The organism is Chitinophaga dinghuensis (genome assembly GCF_003259435.1).
GTDB lineage: Bacteria > Bacteroidota > Bacteroidia > Chitinophagales > Chitinophagaceae > Chitinophaga > Chitinophaga dinghuensis.
Genome location: NZ_QLMA01000005.1, coordinates 549670 through 576457, shown reverse-complemented (window position 1 = coordinate 576457; position 26788 = coordinate 549670). Strand labels below are relative to the sequence as shown.

Genomic DNA, 26788 nt, shown 5'->3' with positions numbered 1-26788 from the left:
GTTTAAGATTGAGGAATGGAAGGATCACATGCAGGTGAATTCATATCATATGGCTGTTTGCCTGCTCCACGCACCATTTGAATGGCCATGGCGCCTGGCGACAACTTACCATCCGGCAAAGCGCCGGCAGGCATCGCTTTGGTGATATTGGCTTTCAGCCCGGTGATATCAATCACTCCTTTTACGCCACTCCGAAATCCACCGGATGCAGCTACCGGGTCAGGCCCGTTAAAGATTTGCTCACCAGCGGGAAATGGATTGCTGGTAGGGTATCCGAGTCCGCGCAGGTATACTTTAAACGTATCTGCGCCGGGGTCCATGATCACGCCGAAATGTAGTCCTTCAGAAGGTTCAATAAAATTGACCGTATCTGGCATATCTTCCCAGATGCAGAGCATGGTGTTATCAGACAAGCGATCCATCCGCAGAATCTTCAACGGAACGGTGGCTTTAAACGCCTCTATTTCCAGTCCCGGCCATCCGGATACTACTATTGAACGAAAGATAACGCCTGTCATACCGCCACCAGCAGCCGTTACTGCGGGAGGTGTTTCGTTTCGCAGACTGGCGCGAAGTTGCATTTGCCGTATATCTATCTGAGCATAAATTTCTTCATAGAAAGTTTCGTTGAACACCTGCTCCTTGGAAGAAAGGACGCCTACACTGAGCGCTCCGTCTACCAGCCGATCCAGCCAGTTCCGGTCGATGTAAAAGAACCGCATCGACTCCAATGGCAGCATACGATTATCTGCTACCATGTATTCTACCGGTACGCCATACAGCAATGTGAGCTGGGCCAGCCAGTTCGTCAGATTGTCTGGTAAATCCGGAGGCGGATAGTTTCCTTCCTTAGCGGCTAACAACTGCTTGGTTACATTCGCGCAGATGGTTGCTCTGTTTCCCCATGATTTCATAGCTGTTCTCCTTTTATTTTTTTAACAAGCATTAAAAGTGGATCTGCATCGTTTTCCACGATTGCAATTTTCTCTTCCTGACTGAATACGCCTGGTAGCCCTTCCTGCAACACTCTTTCCGTCCTGCTGGTGATTTGTGGCCATTTCACTTTGCTGAAGCCGCCAGCTAGCAGCATCCCTACTGCTGCACGGGCATGGGCAGTCGGCATCAGACGGTGCGATTCTCCGGCAATGACATTGAGCTTTTCTGTGTCCAGTTGTTTGGTCGTACTGACGATGCTGTTGAGATAATTATTTCTCCAGTTGAACATGGCAGCAGAAAAATTGGAATCGGATAATGCCAGCAAACGACCAGTCTGCCATGCGCTACTGTAGGCATGATTAAACAATCCGTTTTCAGGATCATAATGAATGGCATGGTCACTGTAATGATACGGACCATACGAGAAGTCGCGCTTGGTAGGAGATGGCACAAATGGACCCCGATACCAGGAGGTACTTTCCTCTCCCTGCCGCATGTTGTTTTGCATGGGTACAAATCCCATCTGAATAGCTTTCTGCGCATCTTCAGAAATCGTTCCCGTTTCGTCGGAAAGAGGCATCTGGAGCAGTTTCACCCCACCTCTGCCTGGCAGGCAAAGATTTGCCATCAACTGGATGAAACTGCCTTGTGCATCCAGTGCCTTAAATTGCCAGGTACCTAACAGTACCAGTCGTATTTTCGTATAGTCGCCACTGATAGTACTGCCATGAAGATGATCTTGATGTCCTTCATAGGAGACGAGATACATGGTATTTTGCCCAGGCGCCATAGGGAGCCTGTTACTGAATACAAGGGAGAAACAGCCATCATCGTCCATACCCAAGAGCACTTTCCCATCTGTATTTACTTCCCGTGCATGTGCCAGGAAGGGGAGTTCATCAATAGTGGGACAGATAGATTGGAAATAAGGGAGATCCAGATCCACAACTGATACCTGTGTGTCCTCGGCGCCAAACAAATCGCCCAGCACAGGTGGAAGTATCTTACTGTCTTTAGGATGAACCAGTTCAGACACGGTTATTGTTTGAGGCTCTCCTGCTTTTGCAGTACCGTTTGTGGCCACGAGTTCATCGGGATAGATGGTGAGTAGTCCGATCCATGGAATCGGGTTACCATCTTTATCTGTTGCCTTTAGATTACTATTGGTTTTGACAGCAGGGTCAATATCTCTTGCCCAGGGAAGTGCAAAATTGGTGAATACCATATTCGGCATCACGGTATCATAGAGACCTTCCTGGTTAGCAGGCGGGTATACCATGTGAATGTCGGCAGGACTGATATTATACCTGGGGCCATCCACAATGATTTGCTGCGTGGCAATATATGGGGGCGGCGTTTCTCCCGGCAGGTCTTTGACCTGGTGCTCTGCTTTAAGGGTATACTCGCCGGCTTCCAGCGGATTGAGAATAGCGTCGTAGAAGCGTATCATACCCGGGCCGATGGTGCCGGGAGTGGTATCAAAACTGGATGTCATAGCGCCTGTTTTTGGGAGTGAATACTAACAACGGCAGATTTTACAGCGGAGGCGGTAAGATCCAGTCCGGCGTTGCGTAGCTGCATGAAATTGCTGACCGTTTGTTTGTCTGTCGGTAATGATGGCAGGCCATACATACCAAGTACTTTTACTTTATTGTCTTTTGGTATGGCCAGAATCGCATTGTAGCTGTCTGATGGCGTACATGGATAAATCAGCAGGGTGCCTTTTTCTGTTTCGTATACTTGTGCCGGCGCCAGATTGCTGCCCTGCATTGGTATACTGCCTGCCGCAATGGCGACATCGAGTCTCTCTGCACCTGTCTGTTCTTCCAGTAATACGCCGATGTAGTGGATACCGGCAGGGAAGACGGATTGTATCCAACCGCTACGGGTATTTTTGTTTACATCTGTTACCAGGTTGTGTGAGAGCAGGTCGGCGGCATCGATCAGCCCAGTATTGGCGTTGGTACCGCGAACGCGTATACGTTGACTGTTCTGTACCCGTATCATTGCGGCATCGCCGAGTGCCCACACGGTGTTGGTTTTAAACAGCTGTGAATTGATTTCCCAACCGCTGAATCCTTCACCACCGTTTTCATAACCCTGAACGGCTACCTGTGCTGTACCTTCGGCCAAGGTCACATTTTGATCGCCTGCTGCTACGCGAATGCCTGTGAGTCGGCCATGACGGTCGAAACTGACAACCCGCAGCGGGAGATCTCCTTTCAGATGCAGTGTAGTGACTGCCTGATGATCCACTGCCCACAGTATAGACGAACCATCATAGACCATTTTGGTATTGCCTAGTTCATCTGAACCCAATCTGTTAAGGGCCAGTGGTTTCGTTTTCCTGGTGATGTTGTTGATTTCCTGATACTGACTCTTGACAGATTTTTGCTGTTTACCTGATTTGGTGGTATTGTTACGGTTCACTTTATATCGTTTCACCATACCTACCAGTTGCGGCGCTTTCAGTTTATCTCCCGCACTTGCTTTAGCAGCAGGGATGGTAGGTGGCTGGATTGCTTTAGCAGCTTCCAGTACGCCATTATTTTGGAAGACAGCCAGTCGCGCAATAACAGGTAGCGCTTGCAGAATCATGTCTGCGGAAGATGCCATCACACTCAAGTCCGGATTGAGCGGCGCCAGAATATTGCTGGCAGCGATGCCTTCCAGGATGATATTCCGCTGAACGATTACGGGTTCGTTCATGATAGAATGCATGATAACGTGATAGGCATTATTCTGATCGCTTGCAGGATACCTTGCGGCCGGAGGGAATTTGATCACCTGCTTATAAGGCAACATCCGATACGCGCCGATATCATATTTGAGATTTTCTATGTTGAATGCCGGTACATTGCCCAGGTAATTGTATTCATCGCCATCCAGCAGGATACCGAAAGAAGCGCCAGGGATGAGCATTTCATTACTCTGTGGCGGCTTGTTACGATCCAGTGGATCTTGTGACCACATGGCGGAAGGCGCCCCGTTGGTATCGATGACCATTTTAATTTTACGGGCAGACAGGTCCACAGGATTTCCTTTGCTGTCTGTCAGCGTAATAGTCAGCGGCGCATTCAGGTTGTCGATATAGCCCATTGGTCGTACGCCAACGCTCACGCCTTTCTGACTGAAGTTGCTCGCTGTGACAGTGATGTTGGAAGCAGGAATGGACGACTTGGCACTGAGACTGAATGGATACGGTTGAATAGTCCATTGATTATCGTTATCACTCAGCAGACCATAATCCGGATTCAGTTTCAGCACCTGTTGAACGGGCGTTTCATTTGCCACGCTCACTTTACGTTTGGCATTGCCCATAGTGCTGCCTGGTACTGCCGGAGGAGGGAGGAAGGCCTCTGCAAATGCAGCCCAGGTGATATTTTGGTCTTTGGTCGCTGTTTCGCCGGAGCCTACAGGGATAGTGAAGGATATCACGAACCAGTCCACTTTCACATAGCCATGCGTAGGAGGTCCTTGCAGTCGGAGAGTGGCGCCCAGTTCTGCACGCAGGGTGATAGAAACGCCGAGGATAGTAGTTCCGAAAGATGCGCCTACGGTGATACTAATGCCTACGTTGAAATAGAACGGATTCCATTCAATGAGGAAATCTGCGGATGCATTCAGCCATGCTTTCAATGGTCCCAGTTGATAGGCAACATTGAGATAGCCTCCTGCCATGACTGCCGTAGGACATAACGCAAAGTATGCGCCGCCGGAAATACTGATACTGCCTACAGAGATATCCATCTTCCATTGCATACCGAGTCGCGGTACAGAAGGATACCATGCCGGCTTATTGAAGTCAGGATGGTAGCCACCCAATGAGATCACGAAATCACCGGCAGGTATGGTGTAGGTGGATGTTTTGATATTTTTAAACCATAGGTAGAAGGCAAACCCTCCGGTCACTTTCACGTCTTTCGATAATACGAAGGAGTTAGGTGTCAGTTGTGCTTCTGCGGAGATTACTCCTTCTGTTGGTCGGAAGGATATTTTGATGGCCAGCTCAAAGTAGGCCAATGCCATATTTCTAGGAATCTTGGGCGGCAGAGAAGTAAAGCTGAGTCCCAGCAGATTGACTTCCCATTCCTTTCCAAAGCTGAGGAATAAAAGCGCGGAAGTGGTCAGCAGTTCAAAGGAAGTGAATTTCACCCCTGCTGCCAGCCAATACTGTCCTACTTCCGGATATACCACTGAACTTAATTGTTCCAGCGCTTTGCCTGGATCTTCTCCTTCGGCGAAGGTACCATCTACCAGTCCTTTCAACAGTGGAAAATCCTGTACCTGGGAAATATCAGGGATCACCAATCCGCGGTTGAAACTAAATCCAGCCGCAATACCAGTGATGAAGAGGAAAGGAGGGCCTCCCAACGGGGAGTTCAACACAGCGAAAATGAACAGCGACGGCATTTTGGCCGCATCTGGCGCCGGAGACACCGGCACTTCCGCATAGGAGCCCAATGCCATCAGGGAGAAGGTGCCCGCTTTGATCACCGCCACACCATTGTACATGATCACCTTCGCATTGTTGACAATGGATTCCGTTTTTAAGAATCCGCCATTGATGGCAACGGCCCCTCCATTGAAACTGATATCCAATCCCTGAAGGTCTGCCTTATATTGACTGAAATCTGTAGGGTTAGTAACGGGAACGCCTACTGTTAAACCTACTACAGATGCTTTAAGACCAGCCATCGCCACATTACCGGAGAAGAGGAAGTCTAACAGTTTGTTGGTGTCTTCCCAACCTAAGCCCAGACTATCTATGTACAATGGGCCGAAAGAGCGCTCTATTGGTACAATAACCTGTGAGCCATTGCCCGTATTAGATTTTAAGTTCACCCACAATTTATCGGTGTAAGCAGTGCTAACAGAAAATTCGGGGTTTACTGGCGGGTTGCCGGAAGTGCTGCCAGAGCCCAGAATGTTATTGGCAATAGGATTGGTGCCTCCTGAACCGGCCAGTTTATCTGGCGCAAGCGATAAACCAATTTTCGCCAAAGTGACGCCTGCACCGAATTGTAATCCTGGTTTGGCATTACCTTTAAAATCCAGTTCAAAAACAGTTCTTGGCTGTACCGCGCCAATCTTGAACCGAGGCTGATCTACAATAGGTTTACCATTAGTGCCAACGATATCAAAGCCGAGATTATACAGCAATAGATTGAATAGAGAGAAATCTACATTCAGTTCATTGTTGCCTGACTTAGTGATCGGCAGGTAAAAACCTATACCCGGGTCTCCCGTAATCTTATTCGTACTGGATTTATCTATCCATTCGGTATCATCGGCGCCCAGTTGTATGACGAGATTAGGCAGGGCTGTTATTTTAAGGTTGGGGGCAGCCACTCTTACGCCATAATAATCCTGCTTACCCGTCCGCGGACCAACCGTAATTTTACCGCTGTTCTTATCGCCGAATTGCAATAATGTCAATTCTGTTTGCATCAGCGTATAGAACAAGTTGCCGAAGAATCCGGAAGGGGTCAGCTTCGTGAGATTGTCGATGCTGTTCAGTTCATATTTGCCATTGTTCTTCAGTATCAGGGAAGTGGCTTCTAACAGTGTAGCAGGTGTAGGTGCGCCAGCTACGGAAGATACAATAGGAGCTTCCAGCCAGCCTTTAACTTTTTCGATGTTGAGCACCAGGAGGGACACGTATCGCGGTAGCACTACTTTTACTACCTGCAATAACCAATCTGTCACGCTTTCCTGCATTGCGCCAGCCTCCGCAGTTGGTTTGCTGAAGAAATTCGGTAGCAGCTCAATGGCCAGATCTGAATGTTTGGAGAAATCGGTACTATCGCTGGTAGGGTCAAATACCAGATTGAATCCTTTATTCAAATCATATGCAAACGTTAAACCCGGGCCACTGCTGTCATCTACAGGAATCAGTACATCCAGTGCAAAAGAGAAATCAAGGGTGCCATCCAGCTTAACGCCAACGCCTGTCTCGGCGATTTGTATTTTTAATACCTGCGTATCAGGGAGCGAGAAATCGGCCCATAATCCCAGGAACCCTTTGTCGTTCAGCCCTGCAAGGATAGTGATTGGTATCTTACTGTCTGGTGTGAATGCCAGTCGGCCACCTTGAGCAGATACTCCTGGCATTACATCCTTGAGCAGGGTGATTAATCCCTGTACTGTAACAGGCGCGCCTGATGTCGTGAATTTTTCCTGTAACCATGCCAGTGCTACCTGCTCAATTTTCTCCAGCAGATCTTCTTGCGAAGTGGTCGCAAAGGCAGCAGGCGTCAGTACTTTGATGATATTATCTACCAGTTCAGTGGTATTCACTGCGTCGCCAAATGCAATGAGTTTATCAACGAATGCTTTGGCGCCGGTGTTGGATAATTGTTGTAAAACGGTAGGAACCAGGTTCTTCAAAACCGCCGCAGCTGCGAGTCGGGCTGCTTGCTCCGCCAATGTGCCCCATCCGAGGAAAGGAAGTAATTGTAAAGAGATACCGCTTGGCGTGTCAGGCTTACCCTGTGAAATATTCAGGAAGAAATCCTTATCATATCCGGTATTGACAAAAAAGGCAACGGGTATCTTTGAACCGGATGATATAGTGAGTTCTCCGCCAAAAGATGGCTGATAGTTACTATCAACACTGACATTGAATGATAAGAGATTCAAGGTACCCCAGTTATCACTGATGACGAGATCCTTGGTGTCGAATCCGAAAGTGGCCACTTCATTTTCCCCGCTCATGGCAATTTCAAAGCCATAAGGCATACCGCTGATCTTCATTCCTTTGGCATCCGGCGTTACTTTGATACCATTGGAAGCCTGTACTGCGGGCAGATGACTAAGCATTTGTACCAGTTTGGAAATACTGAACCTGCCATTTGTACCTAGTACATCGTCTGAGAGGAGCCATCCCAGCGGGTTCTCCAGGATGCCCATGAGGGCTGGCATCTGCCATTGCTGATCGGCAACGGATGCAGCAATGGCATGCTTACCATTCACGACTTTCTGTACCGCCAGACTTTCTGTCGGCATTTTTTCTCCCAATCCCAGCCCGATGAAGATTTGCTGAATGAGTGGATATTGTTTCAACAACTGTTCTTCAAAAACAGCATTGAGAAGGATATTGAGGGTAAAGGCAGGAGCCAGGTCCGCGACGTTGTTAAGGAAAACATTTGTATTAAACGGTATCAGCTCAAGGGCCTGGGCGGCTGGTTTGCTGCCGTCTCCCCATATTGCAGCAGCTGTGAAAGCAGGTTTTAATATACCTTCTTCCAGCTTCAGCGTAAAGCCGCTTCTCAGTGTAATACCTATATTCTCACAGTAAATATCCAGTGTTCCTTGTAGCTTTTCGTTGCTGAGATCCAATTGTATGCCGCCACTGACAAGGAGGAAGGAGCCTAATTGAAATGCGTCTGCTGGTAAGATGCCAAAGGAAATGACTCCTGTGGAATCGGTGCTGAAGGTCCAACTGCCGGTTTTGTAAGGCCCCAGATTCCTGGACAGATGGGCTGCCAGTTGTTTCAGGTTGTCTGCATTGGCGATATCAAACAGTTGGGTATATAGTTGCTGGAATGTTTTGTATGGATTACTGATTAAGTCCAGTAACGTATACGGATATACGGTATATCCTTCTTCGGCAGGTCCGCAGATGCCCATTCCTTGTAACAGCTGCAACACCGGAAGCGGGAAGTTCGGAATCTGAATACCGAATATTTCTGACAGGAAGTTGTAGAGGAGACTGCGCTGTTCTTTTATGGCCAGCAGACTGTTGAACTGCGATTGTATGTAGGTGTTGAAATTGGCTAGCAGTCCGGTCCAGCCGGCGGTGTTGATACCGAGTAATCCGTTGGTGAGACTGAAGAGCTGGATGTCCTGGAGATCAGTTTCACCATCAGGCGTCATCGTTAGTCCCAACATGGACAACAGCGTATAGGCCTGTTGGAACAGCGGTTGGGCTTTTACCTGGTCAAATGCCTGTTGCAGACCGGCATTCAGCAATACCATAAAGCCATTTTGCAATGCCGCCGTAAAGCCTGGGTCCAGGAAATCCTGTAAGGTCAGCTGCGCTTGTTGCTGTTGCCCTGGTAAGGTAACATTGAACAGCGTAACGATTGGATCGAATTGAAATGCTTTGTTGGTAGTATCATAAGAAAGATTACAGCCTACCATTATTTTCTCTACGCTGCCAAGGGAAGCTGGTAAATTTACCAGCATGCCATCAGGATTATAGAGTATGCCTGTCAGGCTAAACGAAGGTACCTGTCCATCAAACAAGAGGGTACCGCTGGAGAGGTTATATTTCAGCGCGTTTACACGGGCATGCAGGTCGAATCCGAATTTCGTAGTGCCGTTGCCGTTATTGAGCTGGTATTGCCAGGAGTTGGATCTTCCAGCGCCGAGGCCAATAATTTGTCCGGTGCTTTCATACCATGTAATTCCTTCGAAACCTTTTGGCAACGGGAATGTCCATGGATCGTTGAAAGTGCCGCTGCCGCCGGTGGCAGGAGCAGCTTCAATATTTGTATTGACAACGTAGGATAATAGAGAGAGCAGACTTTTCGCATTGGCGGCTGAAGCGAAGGTGGCAGACAGATAATTACGCAGATCTGGCCATGGGTTACTCAGACTGTTGAGTTTGAGTTGCTGGAAGCCGCTCCAGCTTAATCCTGTAGGGAATACCGGCGATTTGGTAATATCCGGGATTAAGCCCAGTGCGCCAATTGCAAAGAGGGCTGCCCTGTTTTCCACCCGCATGAGTAAAGCGCCCAATGCCCCCACCAGGAAAGGACTGAAAGCCGGTACGGCATTCAGTACCAGGTCCTTCAGATTTGTTTGCTGATCGAAATTCAGGTCCTGGCCAAGAATGATATCCTGTCCGTTGATAACCAGTTTAGGGGTTTGTACAAACATGGACCATCCCCATCCATTCAGGCGGTTCCATTCAGCGGATAGCTGTGACTTACTAACGCTAACGACTACACCGCCAAGACTTGGCGTCATGAATCCTTTTGGCAGCTGCAATTGGGCACTGACAGCCAGGAGCCAGGAGGCTTCAATGTCAACGCCATTGGCAGGGAAATGTAGCCCCAGCGCTTCCAGGTTGAGCGAAGGCGCAATCTCCACGTTTCCAACGGTAATGGTAGGTTGGAGAGACAGGCCCAGTATCAGGTCTATGCTGTTGTCTGTATTTACTTGTTTAAAGGCAGTAAGGAAGGCAGGGAGACTACTGCTGCTTAATGCAATACCAGCCATCCATGGATCGTCTTTGGTGCCGCTTCCCGTAACGGTTACATTTAAACCGGAGACGGTCTGTTGCAGCAGGAGTGCCATTTCCTGGATGATATATGCAAAAGCGGCTTTCCCGTCTACAGCAGTGGAATATTGTAATACAGCAAGATAATAATCTGACCAGGCCTTCACAGGATTCAGAATGGAATGCACCATCTGCGTGCCTGAGAATGGAGCTGGCAGGGTAGTTGGCCAGTTCGTCTTTGCACTGACAGGCGTTATCAATCCGATCAACGCGCCAATGTTATCAGCGAAATCGCTGCTACCGATGCCGATGAGCGTACCTAAAGCAGCGCTTAGCGCAGCGGCGCCAGCTTCTGCCAGTTCTCCCGGAGATAGCAGGTTTACTTTATCAAAAGAAGTAGTAGTGGTTACTACCTGGTTCAGTGAAAAATCAGGAACGATCTTGCCATCAGAGCCGAGGATCAGTCCTGCCGTAAGAGAACCAACACTGTTGCCATCGTAGGCGACCAGCGGTTGTCCGGTTGTTTTATTTTTCAGTGCAAACTGGAACTGGAAATTAATTTCCGGAGCGGCGGTAACTGCCTGCGCGCTTAATCCAAACTGTCCCAGTTCCAGGTTGGCCTGGGCGGTGAATACAGCAGGAGAGCTGCCTAGTGGCACATTGCTGCCGGTGAAAGAGAATCCGGGATAAAAGTAGCGGATGCCGCCTTCATCTACGGTGGTGGCCACCGCGAAATCGAGTTGTCCTATACTGCTTACATTCAGTATACCCAAACGGAATGGATCTATGCGTGTACCCGTTCCTGTTATCTGTAGATTGGTATTGCCGAGGAACCCACTGAGAGCGGTAATCCAGCCTTTCAACGCATCTGTATCTGTACACAGTGCATTGAACCAGTTGAAGAACAGCGTTTTCACGCCGTCGGGATATTTGGCTGGATTGGAGGCGACTTCAAACAAGTTATACCATTCCATTACAGGCAGCTTCACATTCGGCAGGTTGGGTATTTGTGAAGAGAGCCCCAGTAAAGGTGTGATATAGTTGAGATATTGCTGTTGATTGGGGAAGACATAACTGAGTGCCCCCATAAACAGGTTGGTAGCTATTTCCAGCATTTCCTGTCCGCTGATAGCCAGCAGGTCTGCGAGCGATTTATTAGCAGGAGGAGCGCTACCCAGTTTCAGCGACAGTACTTCCAGCGATACGCTGAAAGGATCACTGGCGGCAACATCAATCAAAGCGCTGAATTTCACACCATCGAAGGAGATGCCGTTGATATCTACCAGCGGAAGTTTAGTGTCGCCTCCTTCTGCGGCTACGCCTAAGCTGATAGGATAACCCTGATCCGTAAACGTAATTTTAAAGCTGCCATTACCGATAGCAACAAAAGGCATTAAGCCCCAAACATTTACTGTCAGGAGCGGCGTGCCGGGAGGTGGCGGTACTTTCCAGGTATGGAGGACACCCAGGCCCATCACCGTTTCTTTCAGCCCGTTTGTTTCTTTCAGATAACTTACCAGATAGAACCCGGTGGGGTCGTTGCCGTTTTTTATGGGGTACCAGGTACCCAGGAGAGAGGCGTCCTGGATGGGAATGCCTAGAGCATTGCCTCCGATTTTTCCCAGTATGGAAGTAAGTAATTGCTCGAACTGCTCCGGATTATCAGTAATACCTAGTTGGGTATTTGTGATTGGATTGGAAAACCAGTCAGGGTTTAGCTGATAGACATCCTGTGTAGGATCAGGCTTGGTAAGTAGTCCTATCAGTAGTCCCAGGCTGGCAAGCACAGGGTCCAAACCGGAAAAAGTAATACCATTATCACTGATGCCTGCAACCGCCTGTTTATGTCGGGCAGATTTTGCGGCGCTTATTTCGTTAATCATCTTCAATGGTTTGTGAGTCAGGAAAATCGGAGGCCACCTGGCATTATAAACGGGATGTATCCAATAGCTTCATGTAGTTGAGTAGATTGTGATAATCCGGGTCTTCATATTTCAGTTGTCCTTGCATTACCACACCGGTATTAATCGGTTCATAACCGATGGTCATTAACCCGGTGGCCAGATAGTCGTTCGGTCTTCTGATCTGATAGCTCTTGCTACCTAATACTGCATTGAATTTCTGTGCGAAGTCGTAATTGGCCGACATCATGCTGCCAAACGTATATATCGCTTTTACCGCGCGGGTATTACTCATGGCATAATCTGATGCCGCAATATTGGCAATAGCGCCACCAAGACTATGTCCCGTTAAATAGAGATCTCTGGAGCTAAATTGTTGCAGCTCAGTTTTAATGGCGTCAGACATGCCAGCATAGAGCGTATAGGCGCCTATATTGACTTGTGCAGAACCCACAGGACTCCATGGTGGGCAGATGAAACCAGTATAGGCAGTATAGGTATTGAATTCCTGCCAATTGATTTCTCCACGGAATACAATCACAACGGAATTGTTGGTATCTCCCTTAAAGATATATGCCCAGGTACCGCCATTACTATCTATACTTTTAACAAATTGATAGTTGGCTGGCGCATCGCCCCCAATGCTGTCGGGGTGTTGTGCCCAGTGATAGCAAAGCATGGATAGTTTGGATAATGTAAAGGCCATGTCCCTGGAGAATCCTGGAGGAGTATCAATATTTACAGGCTCAGGGTCGTTGGGAATAGGATTACCGCCTAATGTTTGGGTGTAGAAGACAGTGGCTCTTTCCCACCAAGGATCATCTGCTTCCGGATTCAGACTGGCATTCACCGGATTGTAGGTACCCAGCAGGGAGAAACCGGATGGTGAGAGGGGCCATTTATCCACATCATTTCCAGCAGCACTTGCCCTGGTAACTGTTGCAGGAGCCGTGATGGTATTCTTGTAATAGGTGGCCATTTCGCTATTGCCGAAGTCGGCATTAGAGAAAGTATAGCAGGGAGTAGGAGTAGTGGGAGCATTGGGTTTGATACCTGTATGCGGGTCAGCAGGCCCTTGATTGCCAACACGAAGATCCAGTGCGGCTATTTGTGCCAGCGGCGCACCTAATCCATGTCCGCAGATATACAAGGGACGGGAAGGATCTTCTCTTTTAGTGACAGCGTCCCATATAGGTCTGCGAAGAAACTGATAGGCGATGGAATACATGGAGAGTACCTGTGCCGTTGCTGGGATATTTTTTCCCGCAATGTCGGTGGGTAAGGTCTCCATTTTAAAAGCGCCGTCATATTGATACAGTAAGAATTTCAGCCAGGAGATACCTACTGCCAGGACATCCACCTGCACATTATTGTTGTCGTTATCCTGAACGGTTATTTTGACAATGTATCCCTGTGTGGGAATAGGAACAACTTTATCGGTAGCGGGATCATTTTTGAATGGTTGTTTAATAACATCCCATCCGGGAGGTAAACTGGGACCATCATCGAGGAGGTCATAAATGTTTGCCTGTGCAGCAATCATTTCCAGGCTGGCGAGAGGAACATTGATACTGGTAGCCAGCGCAGTTGCTTCGGGAGCGGAATTTGTTTGTTCCATGGTAGAAGACATTTACGTCTGGAGAACAAATTTCCTGTTGTTCCTCAGACAGGTAATTGAAGAATTGATTAGAAACCGGTCCCGGATTGTAATGCGTCGTGAACGGGACCGGACCATGTTGAATTGCTATTGAACGAAAATATTTGCTGGAGTTATTCCTTGCGGATGATGATACTGGAAGGAGCTCCTGGTGTTCCGGGACCGCCGGGACTTCCAGGGCCAAGATTTCCACTGGTGCTGCTACCTGGTAAGCCGGACGTACCAGGCGTACCTGGAGAGCCGTTAAATTCTTTTGCAATGATTTTGCCGTTGGGTCCAAGGTCTGTGTAGTATACCATAAGGGTATCTCCATTTCCGCCGTCGCCACCGCGTCCGCCATTGCCACCCTGGCCACCTAAGCCTTGCGGGCCGTATTGAGCGGGTGTGCAGGTATTTTTACTATCCTGACTACCTGGATATCCACCAGGACCTCCGTCTCCCCCAGTGCCACCAGCACCGCCTGTTTGTCCTGTTCCGCCACCTGCTTCTACCGTACATTCACCGTTAACAACACCCAGATGGATATCATCCAAAGGCATAGGATTACCTTTGGTACCGCCGGTACCAGCGCCGCCCGTAGAGCCGCTAGAGCCTATGGCACCATTAGTGGGAGCAGATTGACAGTAATAAGTACAGTTGGTACTGTTGTAACCGGATACGCCGGCATTCCCCTGATTGCCTCTGTTGCCGACAACCCCGGTAGCTCCAAATTGCGCCGGGTTAGTATAAGGTGCGCCGATAATCAATATTGAAGACATAATTAGTTGCTGTTTTAAGGTACTTGACGAATATTCACCTGCGATGTGCTGCCTTTGCCGCCAGTAGGGCCGGTGTTACCATTGGTGCCAGTAGGATTTCCCTGGCCGCCAGTACCTAAACTACCGGGTGTACCTGGATCTCCAAGGAATACGTCCGGTGTAATAGAACCGCCGGAAAGTTTGGTGTAATTGACAGTTACAGTAGTGCCGTCGCCACCATCTCCAGCTTTGCCGCCATTACCGCCAGTACCTCCTCTGCCTTGCGCTCCTTTGCTGGCAGGATTACATTTTTGCTTTGGATCGATGGTGCCAGGATTGCCGCCAGGTCCACCGGTACCGCCTTTTCCACCATTCCCGCCAGTCTGGCCTGTACCGCCACCAACGCGAACGATGATATTGTCTGTTACTACGCCAAGGTTTAATGTAGTAGGAGGAGCAGGGCGTCCTTTTGCACCAGCAGATCCGTTTACGCCAGTTGTACCCTGACCGCCCTGACCACCTGTGCCGGGAGCCGTCAAACAGTAGTAAGTGCAATTACCAGTGTTATAGCCACTTTGGCCGGGAGTACCCTGACTGCCTTGCGTGCCGGTACTACCATCGCCACCATTTGGAGCGGCGTTTGCATACGGCTCTCCAGTAACTAAAATCGTAGCCATGATTGAATATTTTTGTTTTAAATAGGGTGAAATAAATTGTTTGGTTGAACCGATGTTATTGTGGGGAGACAACCGCATATGAACCTTCCTGGCGTAAAATAATTTCGGAGGGAGCGCCCGGATTCCCCGGATAGCCGGGATTTCCAGGGCCTTGATTACCATAGGAGCTATTCCCTGGTTGGCCTCCGTTGCCCGGAACGCCTGGTGCTCCGTCAAATTCGATCAGATCAATATTTGCATTCGGACCCAGCTCCGTGTAGTATACCATCAGTGTGCAGCCATCGCCTCCATTACCGGAGTTACCACCATTTCCTCCCTGGCCTCCGAGTCCCTGATGCCCGTTCTGTGCAAGGTGGCAGACGTTGTTCCCATCTTCCTGACCCGCTTGTCCGCCAGCGCCACCATCTCCACCCTGACCGCCATTGCCGCCGTTCTGGCCTGTACCTCCTCCTGCTTTGACGGTAACATTTCCGTTTATATAACCGAGATGGAGATCGTCCTGCGGCATGGGGTTACCAGTATCGCCGCTCCAGCCGGTATTGCCTGTACTGCCATTTGTGCCATTGCCTCCATTTTGTGGAGGCCACATGCAGAAGTAGGAATTGGTCATGTTATTAAATCCGCTGTAGCCAGGAGCGCCATTCGTGCCTTTGGCGCCGGTAGCGCCATTGCTGCCATTGCCTGCGGCAGAAGTATATGGGGCGCCGATAACAAGAATGGATGTCATGCCGATGGTATTTATTTTGATTAGGATTCCGGCCGGATGATAATGCTGGATGCAGTTCCGGGATTGCCAGCTGTTCCTGGATTACCAGGACCCAGATTACTGTTACTGCTACTGCCGCCGTTGCCGCCACCGCCAGGATTTCCAGGAGTGCCGTAGAACGTGATAGGCTGAATATTGCCGCCGTTGAGGGAAGTATAGAAAGCCATTATAGTAGCGCCGTCTCCACCATCGCCAGCTTTACCGCCATTACCTCCTTTACCGCCAGGTCCCTGCGCTCCCGCAACAGCTGCCGTGCAAGGGTATACCGGAGGAATATTAAATGGGGGAGGGAAGGTATATGCAGGATTGTTGCCAGCTTTTCCTCCCTGGCCGCCAGTGCCGCCAGTTCCACCTTTGCCGCCATCCTGACCGGTTCCGCCACCTGCTTGAATAGTAACAGTGCCGCTTACTACACCTAAATGAACGGTGCTTGGAGGAGCAGGACGGCCTTTGGCGCCACCAGATCCTAAAGTGCCGGTAGTACCGGTATTGCCGATCTGACCGTTCCCAGGTTTTCTGGAACAAACGATGTTGCTGTTTTCTACTGCAACAGCGCCATCCACGCCATTTGCACCAGTGGTACCTGTATTGCCGGTAGTACCAGGACTGGCAGCACTCGTATATGGTTCTCCTGTGAATAAGAAGGTTGTCATACGAATAGTTTTTGTAATCAGTGATGTGCTTCTTTCGAAGGATATATTTTGGGGCAGTTATTTCGGGGTTTACGGAAACGCCTATACGCAAATAACTGAATGCGCCGTAAAATCAGATGCTCCCATAGCAGTTGCCTGAACGCAAAGGATATGGTGAATAACGCAAGGACTGTCCGGACTACTTTTGAGTGAAGTATTGTGTATGCAGTGAACAATTGGTAGTGATCATGATTTCTGCGTTCTGGCCTTCTGTAATTTCTTCGAAATTCATTACAACAGGATCTTCTCCTTTAATGGTGTAAGTCTCGCCAGAAGGGATGTCCAGATCCTCGCCAGTGAATACGGCGATTCTGCCAGGGAACATCAGGGAATTGATGAGGGGTTCATATTCCTGTACTTTGCGGGAGTCTCCCATTACATAGGCATAAGCAGCTTTTTGCATTTTGTCAAAAAGTTGATCATCCATTCTGGACAGTAGTTCGGCCTTTGAACCTACTGCAGACATCAGTTGACGGTGGTGATCCGCCAGTGGATCCGGATAAGTAACATGACCGTCGTCATTGCCATCAGGTACGCCTACCATTTTTTTGAATTCAGCAATTGAACCAACACTTACATGAATGGGAGGAACATCAGATTCCAGTGGGTCTGAGGAGAAGACCAGGTTCTTTTTTTGCTGTTGGATGCTTTTAATTTGATTGCTAAGGGTGAGATGGGCGTCTGGCGCAAGACCCAGGCGTTGATTTACAGATGCGTGATTGTCTTTTTGTGCTTGTGTGAGCGTGTTCATAAGAGTATTTCATTTATGGAATAAAGAATAAAGAAATATTGCGGCTAAAAAATGCCCTGCCCGAAATAGCTTCAGGCGGAGTAATCAAAGGATAAATCGTTTGAACAACAGAGGTGTCCTGTTATTCAGGGAATGGAATGTGCGGATTAGAGATACCGATACCACTACATCAGGATTTTTTCCGGCAAAAAAATAGGAAGTGTTACTGAGATGAATGGCGAAGGAAAGTTAACACCGGCCGGCCTTTTGAGGGTAATTTCACAACCTTTTGATCACAGTTTTTGAGGTTTAAAGTGATAAAAATGAAGTACGATAACTTTGATGTGATCGAAAATAAATAAAAAAATCATTTCGCCAAGAGGGGTATGCGGATCGATTTTTTAACATAGTGTAAATTTATATGTGTTTAAAAGCTAATTTGATTGTTGGTGGAGATGGTTAGGTGGGCAAACCTATTTTTTAAAACGTTGATAAGGGCGAAAATTATTAAAAAAAGGGTGAAAACACCTATCGCTTTAACGAGTTTAACAGGAAGGATAAAAAACAGCCTGCAACAGTAACTTACATTTACTGTTGCAGGCTGTTTTGGTGGCATAGGTTATTCCGCGTGCAGCGACTTTACAGGATTGGCAAGGGCCGCACTAATAGTTTGGATACTGATGGTAACCAGTGTAATGAGGATGGCCACCGCGCCTGCTGCGCCGAAGACCCACCATGGGAAGGCTATATGATAATGGTACCCATTCAGCCAGTTGCTGGTATAATACCAGGCAATAGGACTGGCAATCGCGATAGCAATTGTTACCAGTTTCAAGAAACTTTTGGAAAGGATAAAACTGAGATTCATTAAGGTAGCGCCCAGTACTTTTCGTATCGCTATTTCCTTTCTCCGGGCTTTAGCCATATAGGATACCATCCCTAATAATCCAATACAGGAAATGCCAATGGCGAGTCCTGCAAAGAGAGAAGATAAAGTCTTTAATACCTGAAGATCCTTGAACTTCATAGAGTACATATCATCTACAAATTGATAATCGTATGGGAAGTCCGGGTTGAATTTTTTGAAAATACTACTGATAGCAGCCATGTTGGTGGCCTTGTTATGTGCCGGATTTAACCGGTAGTGAATGGTATTGAACCAGGAGTTAGGCCCCTGGATGATCATGGGCGTTATTTTATCAAAAGGCGATTCTATGATAAAATCTCTTATAACGCCTACCACATGCCAGTCTTGACCATTATCATGAACTGTAGCCTCCAACGGATTACGCAGATGCATGGCCTTCACCGCCGTTTCCGTCAGCAACATCGCTGCACTATCTGTGGGATATTTGTATACGTCAATATCCCGACCCATTGTCAGCGTCATTTTCATGGTGTTGATGAAATCGGCATCCGAAGAAAAACGGAGAAAATCAGTTTTGTTGTCATCAGCGGTACTGCCTGTCCAGCTGAGTCCCCAGCCATCACTGGATCTCGAAGTGATGGGTGACATATTCTTTGAAACAGCAGTAACGGCGCCGGATCGCAGTAGCTCATCCCGCAAGAGTGGGTAATTCTTTTGCAGATCTCCGACAATGTTCGTGTATGCGAGACCCGACTGGTCATAGCCTCTTTCTCTGCTCTGAGTATGATTAATCTGCCTGGTAACAATGATGGTAGAGATGATCAGCATAATGGCAAAACTGAATTGCAAAATCACTAGTACGGATCTCGGTTGTATCCTTAACTGGTTAATTTTATAAGTCCCTTTCAAGGAGGCCACCGGACGGAAAGAAGAAAGGATGAATGCCGGATAACTTCCTGCGAGTAGTCCTGCAATCACAACAAACGCTAAGGCAAACAGCCAGGTGTTGGTATGTAATATCCTGATCGAGAGATTGCGTTCTATTAAATTATTTAATGCAGGCAGACAACAAACCACGATAACGGCTGCCACCAGGAAAGCAAAGAAACTAATGATCAGACTCTCCGTAATGAATTGCCAGATTAAGCTAAGTTTGCTGGCGCCCATTACTTTTCGGACTCCAATTTCCCGGGCACGTTTTTCACTTCTCGCGGTACTGAGATTCATAAAATTGATACAAGCGATCAGTAAGATAAAAATTCCGATAATAGTGAATAATCGTACTTGTTCAATTCTGCCGGTGGTGTATTCCCCATCTTTACTACCATTATATAGGTAGTAGTTTTTATAGGGATGCGCAAATACTTCCGTGGTTGGTCTGCTATTAGGATTCCCGTGGCTGATAATAATATCTTTTACTTTCTTATTAAATGCCGTGAGGTCCGCATTTTTATTGAGCAGCATATAAGTCTGCACCGAATTATTGGTCCAGTTTGAATCTACATAATGTAAATTTTTTGCCGCGAAATCCCAGGATAACAGGCATTCAAATTTCATCTGCGTATTCTCCGGCAGATCTTTTAGTACAGCCGTTACCGTTACAGGAAATTCCTTATCAAGCGTAAATACCTTACCGATGGGATCTTCTTTCCCGAACAGCGCATGAGCGAATTTTTCCGTAATGATAACGGAAGATACATTATTGAAAGTGGCGGCAGCGTTCCCGCTTACAAATGGAAAACTGAACATCTGGAAGAAGTCTGGGTCCACAAATGCCGTTTTTCCCATGACTTGCTTATCGCCGGATTTGACCAGGAAATCATTTTCATCATCATACCTGGAAACGCCTTCTACACCAGGATATTCTGATTTCAGTACACTTGCCAGAATTTTAGGAGTATAAGGCCATGCCTGGAGTTTTCCACCAAAAGAATCGCGGTCACTCATCACATATAGTTGGTCTATTTTCTCATGGAAGCGGTCCATGGTTAGCATGTTCTGCAACCAGATGGCTATCAGCAATGCGCCGGCCATACCTATGGCCAGACCAGTGATGTTAATTACAGCAAAAGCTTTATCCCGAATAAGTGTACGCCAAGCGGTTTTTAGGTAGTTTTTAATCATGGGCTACGAAAAGTTACAGATAACGTATATCCGTGATCGTAAAAATATGCCAAAAGAATATAATATTCAATATCAGTGAGTTAGGTGCCAATAAATATGCTTTTCTGTTCGGTATCGGACAGTTGCATGTTCAAAAATGAAGTATCGAAAATATTCTTTATCACTAGAAAAGATAGCCACATTTTTTCCCTATTATCCCAGTTTTTTCTCCCTACTTTCGTTTCTCTGGCCCATACAGCCAGGTCTTATTCTCAATCGAAATTATTTGGTAATGAAAATCCTAAAGTTCCTGCTGCTATGGCTGCTGGCATTGCCTGCGGTTGTAAATTCTCAATCGATCGATAAAGTTTATTTCGATACGCGTGACAGCGCGCATAGCTTTTACTATGCCGTGCCGCCATTGTCTGGAAACATTCAGGCAACGTTGGTGGTCTTCACCGGGTATTATCCATTGAAACGATTACTGGTGGAGTCAGGATTGCATAATGCGGCTTCAGGAAACGATATTCTTACAGTCTATGCTTCGCAGGGAGAAAACCTCGTTGCCACTAAGGAATGTGTAGACCGGATGAATGCAATACTGAAACATGTAGCCGCTCATTATAAAACAGATACCAGTCGCTATGTATTGGCGGGTTACGATATTCCTGGAAACGTAGTATTGCGCTATGCGGAGCTGGCCGCAGAAAAGCCGGCTGAAACATTTATTCATCCCAGGGCAGTGATGGGAGTGGGCACTGTAGTGAGTTTGGAAGGACTGTGGAACTGGACAGGCCGTATGATAGAGAAGAATTATAATGAAGAAGATGTAATGACCGCCAAATTTGTAAAAGAAGTATTGACAAAACAAATTGGAACGCTGGAAGCACAAGCGAGTAGTTATGCGCAGTATACGCCTTTCAACAAGGATTTGAAAGGGCAGGGCAATGAAAAATATTTGCGGAATATACCGCTGCGATTATACTATGATACAGACATCAACTGGTATTTGAAGAACGGCAGAAACAGTTTGTTGGATACGCCTATTCCTGATGCTACCGCCATTATCAGCAGCTTGCTGATGGCGGGTAACCCCAAAGCGGAGTTTATACAAACTAAGCAAGGCCTTAACAGCAGCGGTTTCCGGCATCCGGTTAGTTTTTCTATTGTAGATGAAGTGGAATGTATTCAATGGATAAAAGCCGCTACAGGTATTTTTGATCCGGTCACTTATCAGCCTGTGTATAAAATGATTACACCGGACAAGTGGACAGAAGAGCGGTTCGGTATTCCAGCTGATTTTGCCATGGAGATACCGCTGAAAGGAGTGGAAGATATCCGCTTTGCGTCAGGATGGGGAGAACCCGGCAGTGAAGAGCACTGGACCTATGCGTTCCTCTGGTGGTTGGAAGGCAGGCCGCAACTGAATGCGGCCCTGCTCCAAAATTATCTTACGCAGTATTATAAGGGTCTGGTAGGTAGAAATATAGGTAGAAGAAATATTCCTGCCGATAAAGTGATTCCGGTAACAGCCAGAATCCAGGCGGTGAAAACCCTGGCCGGCGATGAGGCTACCTATGAAGGTAGTATTCATATGCTGAACTATATGCAGCCGGGGCCCATCACATTGAATACGCGTATCCATATAAGGAGTTGCCCTTTGCAGCAGCATACTGCTGTGTATATCGAACTATCTCCTAAGCCTTATAAGCATACGCTGTGGCAGCAAATGGACCGTATCGGAAATGAATTCGACTGCCGTAAATAGTCATTATGATTTTCTTTTCAGCAGATTGGTAAAACCGTCATCATAACTCATGGTGATGGTTTTAGCATCTGTGGAGAATTCTAACCGGATGTAATCATAACCTACCAATCGGAATACATGGTCTGTCAATGGCGCCAGGCGAAGGAATTTGCCGGCGGCATTAGAAAAGTAAAGAGTACCGTTTTCCAGTTTCACCTGACGATCCCCATAAGCGCCTACGTATTGTTGTAGGGTGGCGGTATTCACAACAGGCGATTTCGAAGATGCTGCTGCCAGTTCCCGGGCCCACTGCAGCTTATGTTGTAATGCTGGCGCTGGGTTACTTTTCAACTGCGCATCAAAGAAATGCAATACGGCAGTTTGCAAAGCGTCATCAGGAGTGGTGGCTATATCCGGACGTACGCCGGTTCCTTCCCAGTTTTTACCAGTGACAGGATTGATGGCCCGTGCAAAAGGAATCCTGCCTACAAATCCATTACCTAACTGGAACGGCTCTACGGGATGTGCTCCGCCACCGGTATTTTCACCAATGATTAGGGCGCGTTTTCTGGTCTGTAAGTCATAGCTGCATTCCTCGGCGCCGGAATAGGTACGCTGACTGGTCAGTACATACACCGGGATATGCTGGAAATGCTCGCTGCTATCAACTACATAAGTATAGAAGGAATCCGTTTGATTAGTTCTGCGTTCATACAAATCGTTCAGATGCGTTTTAGGAGGGAAGAGATAGCTGCAGATGTACTGTACCATTTCAGGATCTCCGCCGCCATTGTCCCTCAGATCAAGAATCAGCGCATTCGTATGTTGTAAGAATCCGAATGCCGCTTTTACGGTGGCTTTGGCCGGGTCGGTGGCTTCCACGAACAGATTCAGTTGCAGGTAACCTATATTACCATAGAGCACTTCTGCCTTTTTAACGCCATAGTTGGTGAAACTGTCGTCCAGCCTTGCGGGTGGAGGCGCCGGCTTCGTTGAATCTGCCGGGGCGCTGGTTTCGCGGGGATTATAGATGATGGACATATGACCATCATGGTACACATGATGCAGATCTGTGGTAAGGGCCTGAGAAAATTCCTGTGATCCGGTGATCTTATTGTAAGCGCCTGATTGCAGTCGCTCTCCAATATATTTACTCATCTGTTTGGCAGTATCCAGGTAAATGTAGTTCCCTATGAGTAGCTCCTGCAAACGTTTTACTACTTCCTGCTTCGCTGTTGGTGTAATAAGGGCGGACGATTGGGCAAATGTCTTTCCAGTTAAAAACAGGGAAAAACATACAATGAATAGCCGTTTCATGAATGTGTTATTTATGTAAATACGAAAATCTTCGTACAATGTACGAAGATTTTCGTAAAACAAAATTTTTTCAGAAAAAAGGTCTTATTTTTTCTGCAATAGGGGAGCGAAAGCAGGGAGCTTTACCTTGTACCGGCGCAGGTTATCGTTCATAGTATCTTCTTCCTTCAGGCACTCGTGGTTTTTTCTGCTGATCCAGTAGGTCTGTGTGTATTTACCTCCGGAATAGGTGCCTTCTGTATAAAGTTTCCAACAGTCTACCTGTTGATTATCCAAAGTCTGAATCGTTTCTGTACCGATGACGCGATAGGTTACATAAGCAGGCGGCGTCAGGCCGGCATCATAGAACCGGATAAGGAAGGTTTTATTGGCAGCCAGCGGCAGCATTTCGAATGTTTCCAAATCCAGGTGCCAATTGTAATTGGGCATATCAAAGTCGAGGCGGAAATCTTTCGCCTTATTATCACTGAGGGTATCGCCTTTAATAGCTGTCCTGGACCATACATAGGCTTTGGTCTCTTTCGCGGACTTTGACATATGGTATAACGGCCTGAAATCGTCAATGCTGTTGATACTCATAAATTCGCGGTACTTGGTACTGTCTTCACTGTACCAATGCTGCACGGTTTCAAAAACGGGCGTATTGTCAATGATAACCCGGTTGATCTCTCTGTTCCAGATACTCATCCAGAGTTGTTTGTCGTTTCCTTTAGCCTGGAAATAAACGAGATATTGCCGCATACCGGTTTTGAGGTAGCGGGTGTCCAGCGGAATATGAGCAGGACTGATAGTATCAGTTTGTTGGGCCCTGACCTGCGTGAAAGTCAGCAGGAATAAGCAGGACAGGAATACGAATGGTATACGGGTAAGTTGCATATTAAGATCTTGTTTGTTTTTTGCAAAAGTTCTCATTGCTACGGGCACGAACAAACGAATTCAATGATTTGCGGGATATTTTCAGCAGTCGCGGTTTCCAGGAAGTATTGAAAGAAAGGCTGGTTTCATTGAAGTAAAAGCTGGGCTGGTTGAAAAAACAGGATTTCAGCAAATAGGATAAAATTCCTTCGTAATTTGGAGTATGCAATTTCTCAAGGATATCACCACCAGTGCGCGACTACAATGGATTTCATGGTTGGTCATTTTTATGATGCTACTGTTTTCCATGTTACCGGAAGATGGCTTTGGACAGGCATTTGTATATGCTTTAAGTAATACGGTGTATTATGCGCTGGTGATATACGGCAATATGAGTGTGCTGTATCCTGTACTCTTCAAGAAGAAGCGCTATGTATGGTATGCACTGGCAGCACTGGTTTTCCTGACTGGCGCCGCGCTCACCAGGGCCTATTTCCTTAACTGGGTGTACAATAGCTGGTATGCCGCAACGCCGTCTCCCATCAGCGGTAAAATTATTTTCCGCTATATGGCTGGTGTACCATTGATCTTTATGCTGAGTTTTTTCTTTCGCATTGTGTTGGATTACTTCACCTTGAAACGTACTACTGCTGCGCTGTTGCTACAAAATACGCAGGCAGAATTAAATCTGCTTAAATCGCAGGTGCAACCCCATTTTCTATTTAATACCCTCAATAATATTTATTATGAAGCCTATCTGGAAGCACCTCACACGGCGATGCTGATAGAGCGGCTTTCTGAGATCATGCGCTATTTTGTGGATGAGAGCCCAAAGGATCAGGTACTGTTGTCTACCGAAATCAGTTTTCTGGAAAACTATATTGCTTTGGAAAAAATCAGGATACGGCATGCTATCGATCTGGAATTTACCCAACAAACGGCTGAGGATTGCCATCTGCCACCAATGTTACTTATGACTTTCGTGGAGAATATTTTTAAACATGGCGTAGATAAAACCAGTACGGAAAACAAAATTACTATTCAGTTGCAACAGGCCAACAGCCGTCTCTTATTCCGGACCAGTAATAACCAATGTGGTGAAAAATCTATCAACAGTCAGCGTGGCTCTGGTATTGAGAACCTGAGAAAACGTCTTACCTTGCTATACGGCGATAATTTTGTGTTGGAAACAACCAGATCTGCGCAAACATTCACCTCGTATTTATCTATTCCCGTATGAGCCTCAGATGTATTATAGTTGATGATGAACCGAATGCAGTCAATCTCCTGGAACTGCATATACAACAGGCTACCGATTGGACCCTGTTGGCCAAGTGTTATAATGCGCTGGAGGCATTGGCGGTATTGAAGGAGCACCAGGCAGATATTATTTTCCTGGATATCAATATGCCGCGACTGGATGGGATGGAGCTGGCAGGCTTGCTGCCCACGGGTTTGAAGATTATTTTCACTACCGCCTATACTGAGTATGCAGCTGTCAGCTATAACTATGAAACATTAGATTACCTGCTGAAACCTATTACCCTGAAGCGTTTCTTACAGGCAAAGCAAAAAATAGAAGATAGTTTTGGGAAATCGGCTGCGCAGACAAGCGTTCGTAATGACAGCCAGGATTACTTCTTTGTAAAATCCGGGAAAACTATTCAGCAGATCCGCCTGTCTGAACTATGCTATTTTGAAGGCACGAGAGAATATGTGAAAATCGTCACTGTGAAAGGGGAGATTCTCGTTTATAAAAGATTAAAAGACATTGCCGAACAACTGAAAGCCCCTTTTATACGCATTCACAACTCCTATATTGTGAATACTGGTTTTATTGAAAAGATCCAGGATAACCAGGTATTTATCCATGGGAAAGTATTTCCACTCAGTGAAAAGTTCCGCCCTGCCTTTATGGAGCTCATTCAGCAGCGCTTCCTTTGATACTTTATGGGGATTTAATAGCCGGCGGAAATTGGTTATATTAGCTATTTATTCATCTACTCACCCCTAAATCATCAGTTGATGAAGTACCTGCAACTTGTCATGTTCGCGAGCCTTATCGCGGGAGCGACCTATGGGCAAATCACCCCACATCAATCCAAGGAGATCACGCCGTATGTAGGAAGAGATCTCAGTACTGAGCAAAAGAAGTCAAATGTTACGCCTGCGATGGTACCCGCATCTGCGGCCAAACCAGGCTCTCCGCAAAGCCTCCAGTTTTTTGTGCGAAAATGGACCACTGGCGTATCAGACGCTTTCTATGTCAACAACATAGGTGGCGTAAGAACCTTGGTTGTACAGGCAAATGCCCGCACAAAGCCGCTGCACATCAACAGCAATGGGACCTACTACTGGGAAGCATATGGTGAACAGCGGAGCGGTAAATGGGAGGCCACCGGGGATAAAAATTATCCCATCGTGCTCAAGAATGCCATCCAGAACAAAGATTGGTATGTAGCACAGCACAACAACGGGAAAAACGCCATCTACATCTGGGATCATGATGCGATCAGCTATACCGGCGTACCGATGTAATGTATTAACCTGTTAAAGGTGATAGGAGAAGGCTC

General features: G+C 47.1%; 16 protein-coding genes. 4 read left to right on the top strand and 12 right to left on the bottom strand.

Annotation, left to right across the window (positions count from 1 at the left end; translation table 11 throughout):
• Window positions 1-2: 2 nt before the first annotated feature.
• The 10 genes from CLV59_RS17535 to CLV59_RS17490 all read right to left on the bottom strand — a co-directional run bounded on the left by CLV59_RS17535 (window position 3) and on the right by CLV59_RS17490 (window position 20317).
• Window positions 3-914, bottom strand: a complete 912-nt coding sequence (locus tag CLV59_RS17535) for a hypothetical protein (RefSeq protein ID WP_111593349.1) — start codon at window positions 912-914, stop codon at window positions 3-5.
• Window positions 911-2431, bottom strand: coding sequence for a hypothetical protein (locus CLV59_RS17530; protein WP_111593348.1), 1521 nt, complete (start codon window positions 2429-2431; stop codon window positions 911-913). The genes CLV59_RS17535 and CLV59_RS17530 overlap by 4 nt, the downstream gene beginning before the upstream one ends.
• Window positions 2428-12048, bottom strand: a complete 9621-nt coding sequence (locus tag CLV59_RS17525; protein WP_111593347.1) for a DUF6603 domain-containing protein — start codon at window positions 12046-12048, stop codon at window positions 2428-2430. Before CLV59_RS17525 ends, CLV59_RS17530 begins: the two co-directional genes overlap by 4 nt.
• A 43-nt stretch (window positions 12049-12091) precedes the next feature.
• Window positions 12092-13684 (bottom strand): lipase family protein, encoded by a 1593-nt coding sequence (locus tag CLV59_RS17520; RefSeq protein WP_170137796.1) that lies wholly within the window; start codon window positions 13682-13684, stop codon window positions 12092-12094.
• A gap of 152 nt (window positions 13685-13836) precedes the next feature.
• The gene (locus CLV59_RS28950; protein ID WP_111593345.1) at window positions 13837-14481 is read right to left on the bottom strand and encodes a hypothetical protein; all 645 of its coding nucleotides are present in this window, start codon (window positions 14479-14481) and stop codon (window positions 13837-13839) included.
• A gap of 14 nt (window positions 14482-14495) precedes the next feature.
• The gene (locus tag CLV59_RS29320) at window positions 14496-15137 is read right to left on the bottom strand and encodes a hypothetical protein (protein WP_170137795.1); all 642 of its coding nucleotides are present in this window, start codon (window positions 15135-15137) and stop codon (window positions 14496-14498) included.
• A gap of 55 nt (window positions 15138-15192) precedes the next feature.
• On the bottom strand, window positions 15193-15864 hold the full coding sequence (locus CLV59_RS17505; protein WP_111593343.1) for a hypothetical protein: 672 nt from the start codon (window positions 15862-15864) through the stop codon (window positions 15193-15195).
• Between the two features lie 20 nt (window positions 15865-15884).
• Entirely contained in the window at window positions 15885-16556 is a 672-nt protein-coding gene (locus CLV59_RS17500; protein WP_111593342.1) for a hypothetical protein, read from the bottom strand.
• A 178-nt stretch (window positions 16557-16734) separates the two neighbouring features.
• The gene (locus CLV59_RS17495) at window positions 16735-17346 is read right to left on the bottom strand and encodes a hypothetical protein (protein WP_111593341.1); all 612 of its coding nucleotides are present in this window, start codon (window positions 17344-17346) and stop codon (window positions 16735-16737) included.
• A gap of 598 nt (window positions 17347-17944) precedes the next feature.
• Entirely contained in the window at window positions 17945-20317 is a 2373-nt protein-coding gene (locus CLV59_RS17490) for an ABC transporter permease (RefSeq protein ID WP_111593340.1), read from the bottom strand.
• A 271-nt stretch (window positions 20318-20588) separates the two neighbouring features.
• Here CLV59_RS17490 and CLV59_RS17485 point away from each other — a divergent pair, with 271 nt between their 5' ends.
• Complete coding sequence (locus tag CLV59_RS17485) at window positions 20589-22064, top strand: hypothetical protein (RefSeq protein WP_111593339.1); 1476 nt, start codon at window positions 20589-20591, stop codon at window positions 22062-22064.
• Between the two features lie 3 nt (window positions 22065-22067).
• Here the strand turns inward: CLV59_RS17485 and CLV59_RS17480 are convergent, their stop codons facing one another.
• Both CLV59_RS17480 and CLV59_RS17475 read right to left on the bottom strand, forming a co-directional pair.
• The gene (locus CLV59_RS17480; RefSeq protein ID WP_111593338.1) at window positions 22068-23360 is read right to left on the bottom strand and encodes a S41 family peptidase; all 1293 of its coding nucleotides are present in this window, start codon (window positions 23358-23360) and stop codon (window positions 22068-22070) included.
• Window positions 23361-23444: 84 nt separating this feature from the next.
• Window positions 23445-24236: a hypothetical protein gene (locus tag CLV59_RS17475; protein ID WP_146616225.1), complete on the bottom strand. Its 792-nt coding sequence runs from the start codon at window positions 24234-24236 to the stop codon at window positions 23445-23447.
• A 202-nt stretch (window positions 24237-24438) separates the two neighbouring features.
• On the opposite strand from CLV59_RS17475, the gene CLV59_RS17470 reads away from it, so the two are divergent.
• The 3 genes from CLV59_RS17470 (at window position 24439) to CLV59_RS17460 (ending at window position 26753) form a co-directional block, all read left to right on the top strand.
• The gene (locus tag CLV59_RS17470) at window positions 24439-25455 is read left to right on the top strand and encodes a sensor histidine kinase (RefSeq protein WP_111593336.1); all 1017 of its coding nucleotides are present in this window, start codon (window positions 24439-24441) and stop codon (window positions 25453-25455) included.
• Complete coding sequence (locus tag CLV59_RS17465; protein ID WP_111593335.1) at window positions 25452-26159, top strand: LytR/AlgR family response regulator transcription factor; 708 nt, start codon at window positions 25452-25454, stop codon at window positions 26157-26159. The genes CLV59_RS17470 and CLV59_RS17465 overlap by 4 nt, the downstream gene beginning before the upstream one ends.
• Window positions 26160-26240: 81 nt before the next feature.
• On the top strand, window positions 26241-26753 hold the full coding sequence (locus tag CLV59_RS17460) for a hypothetical protein (RefSeq protein WP_111593334.1): 513 nt from the start codon (window positions 26241-26243) through the stop codon (window positions 26751-26753).
• Window positions 26754-26788 lie beyond the last annotated feature (35 nt).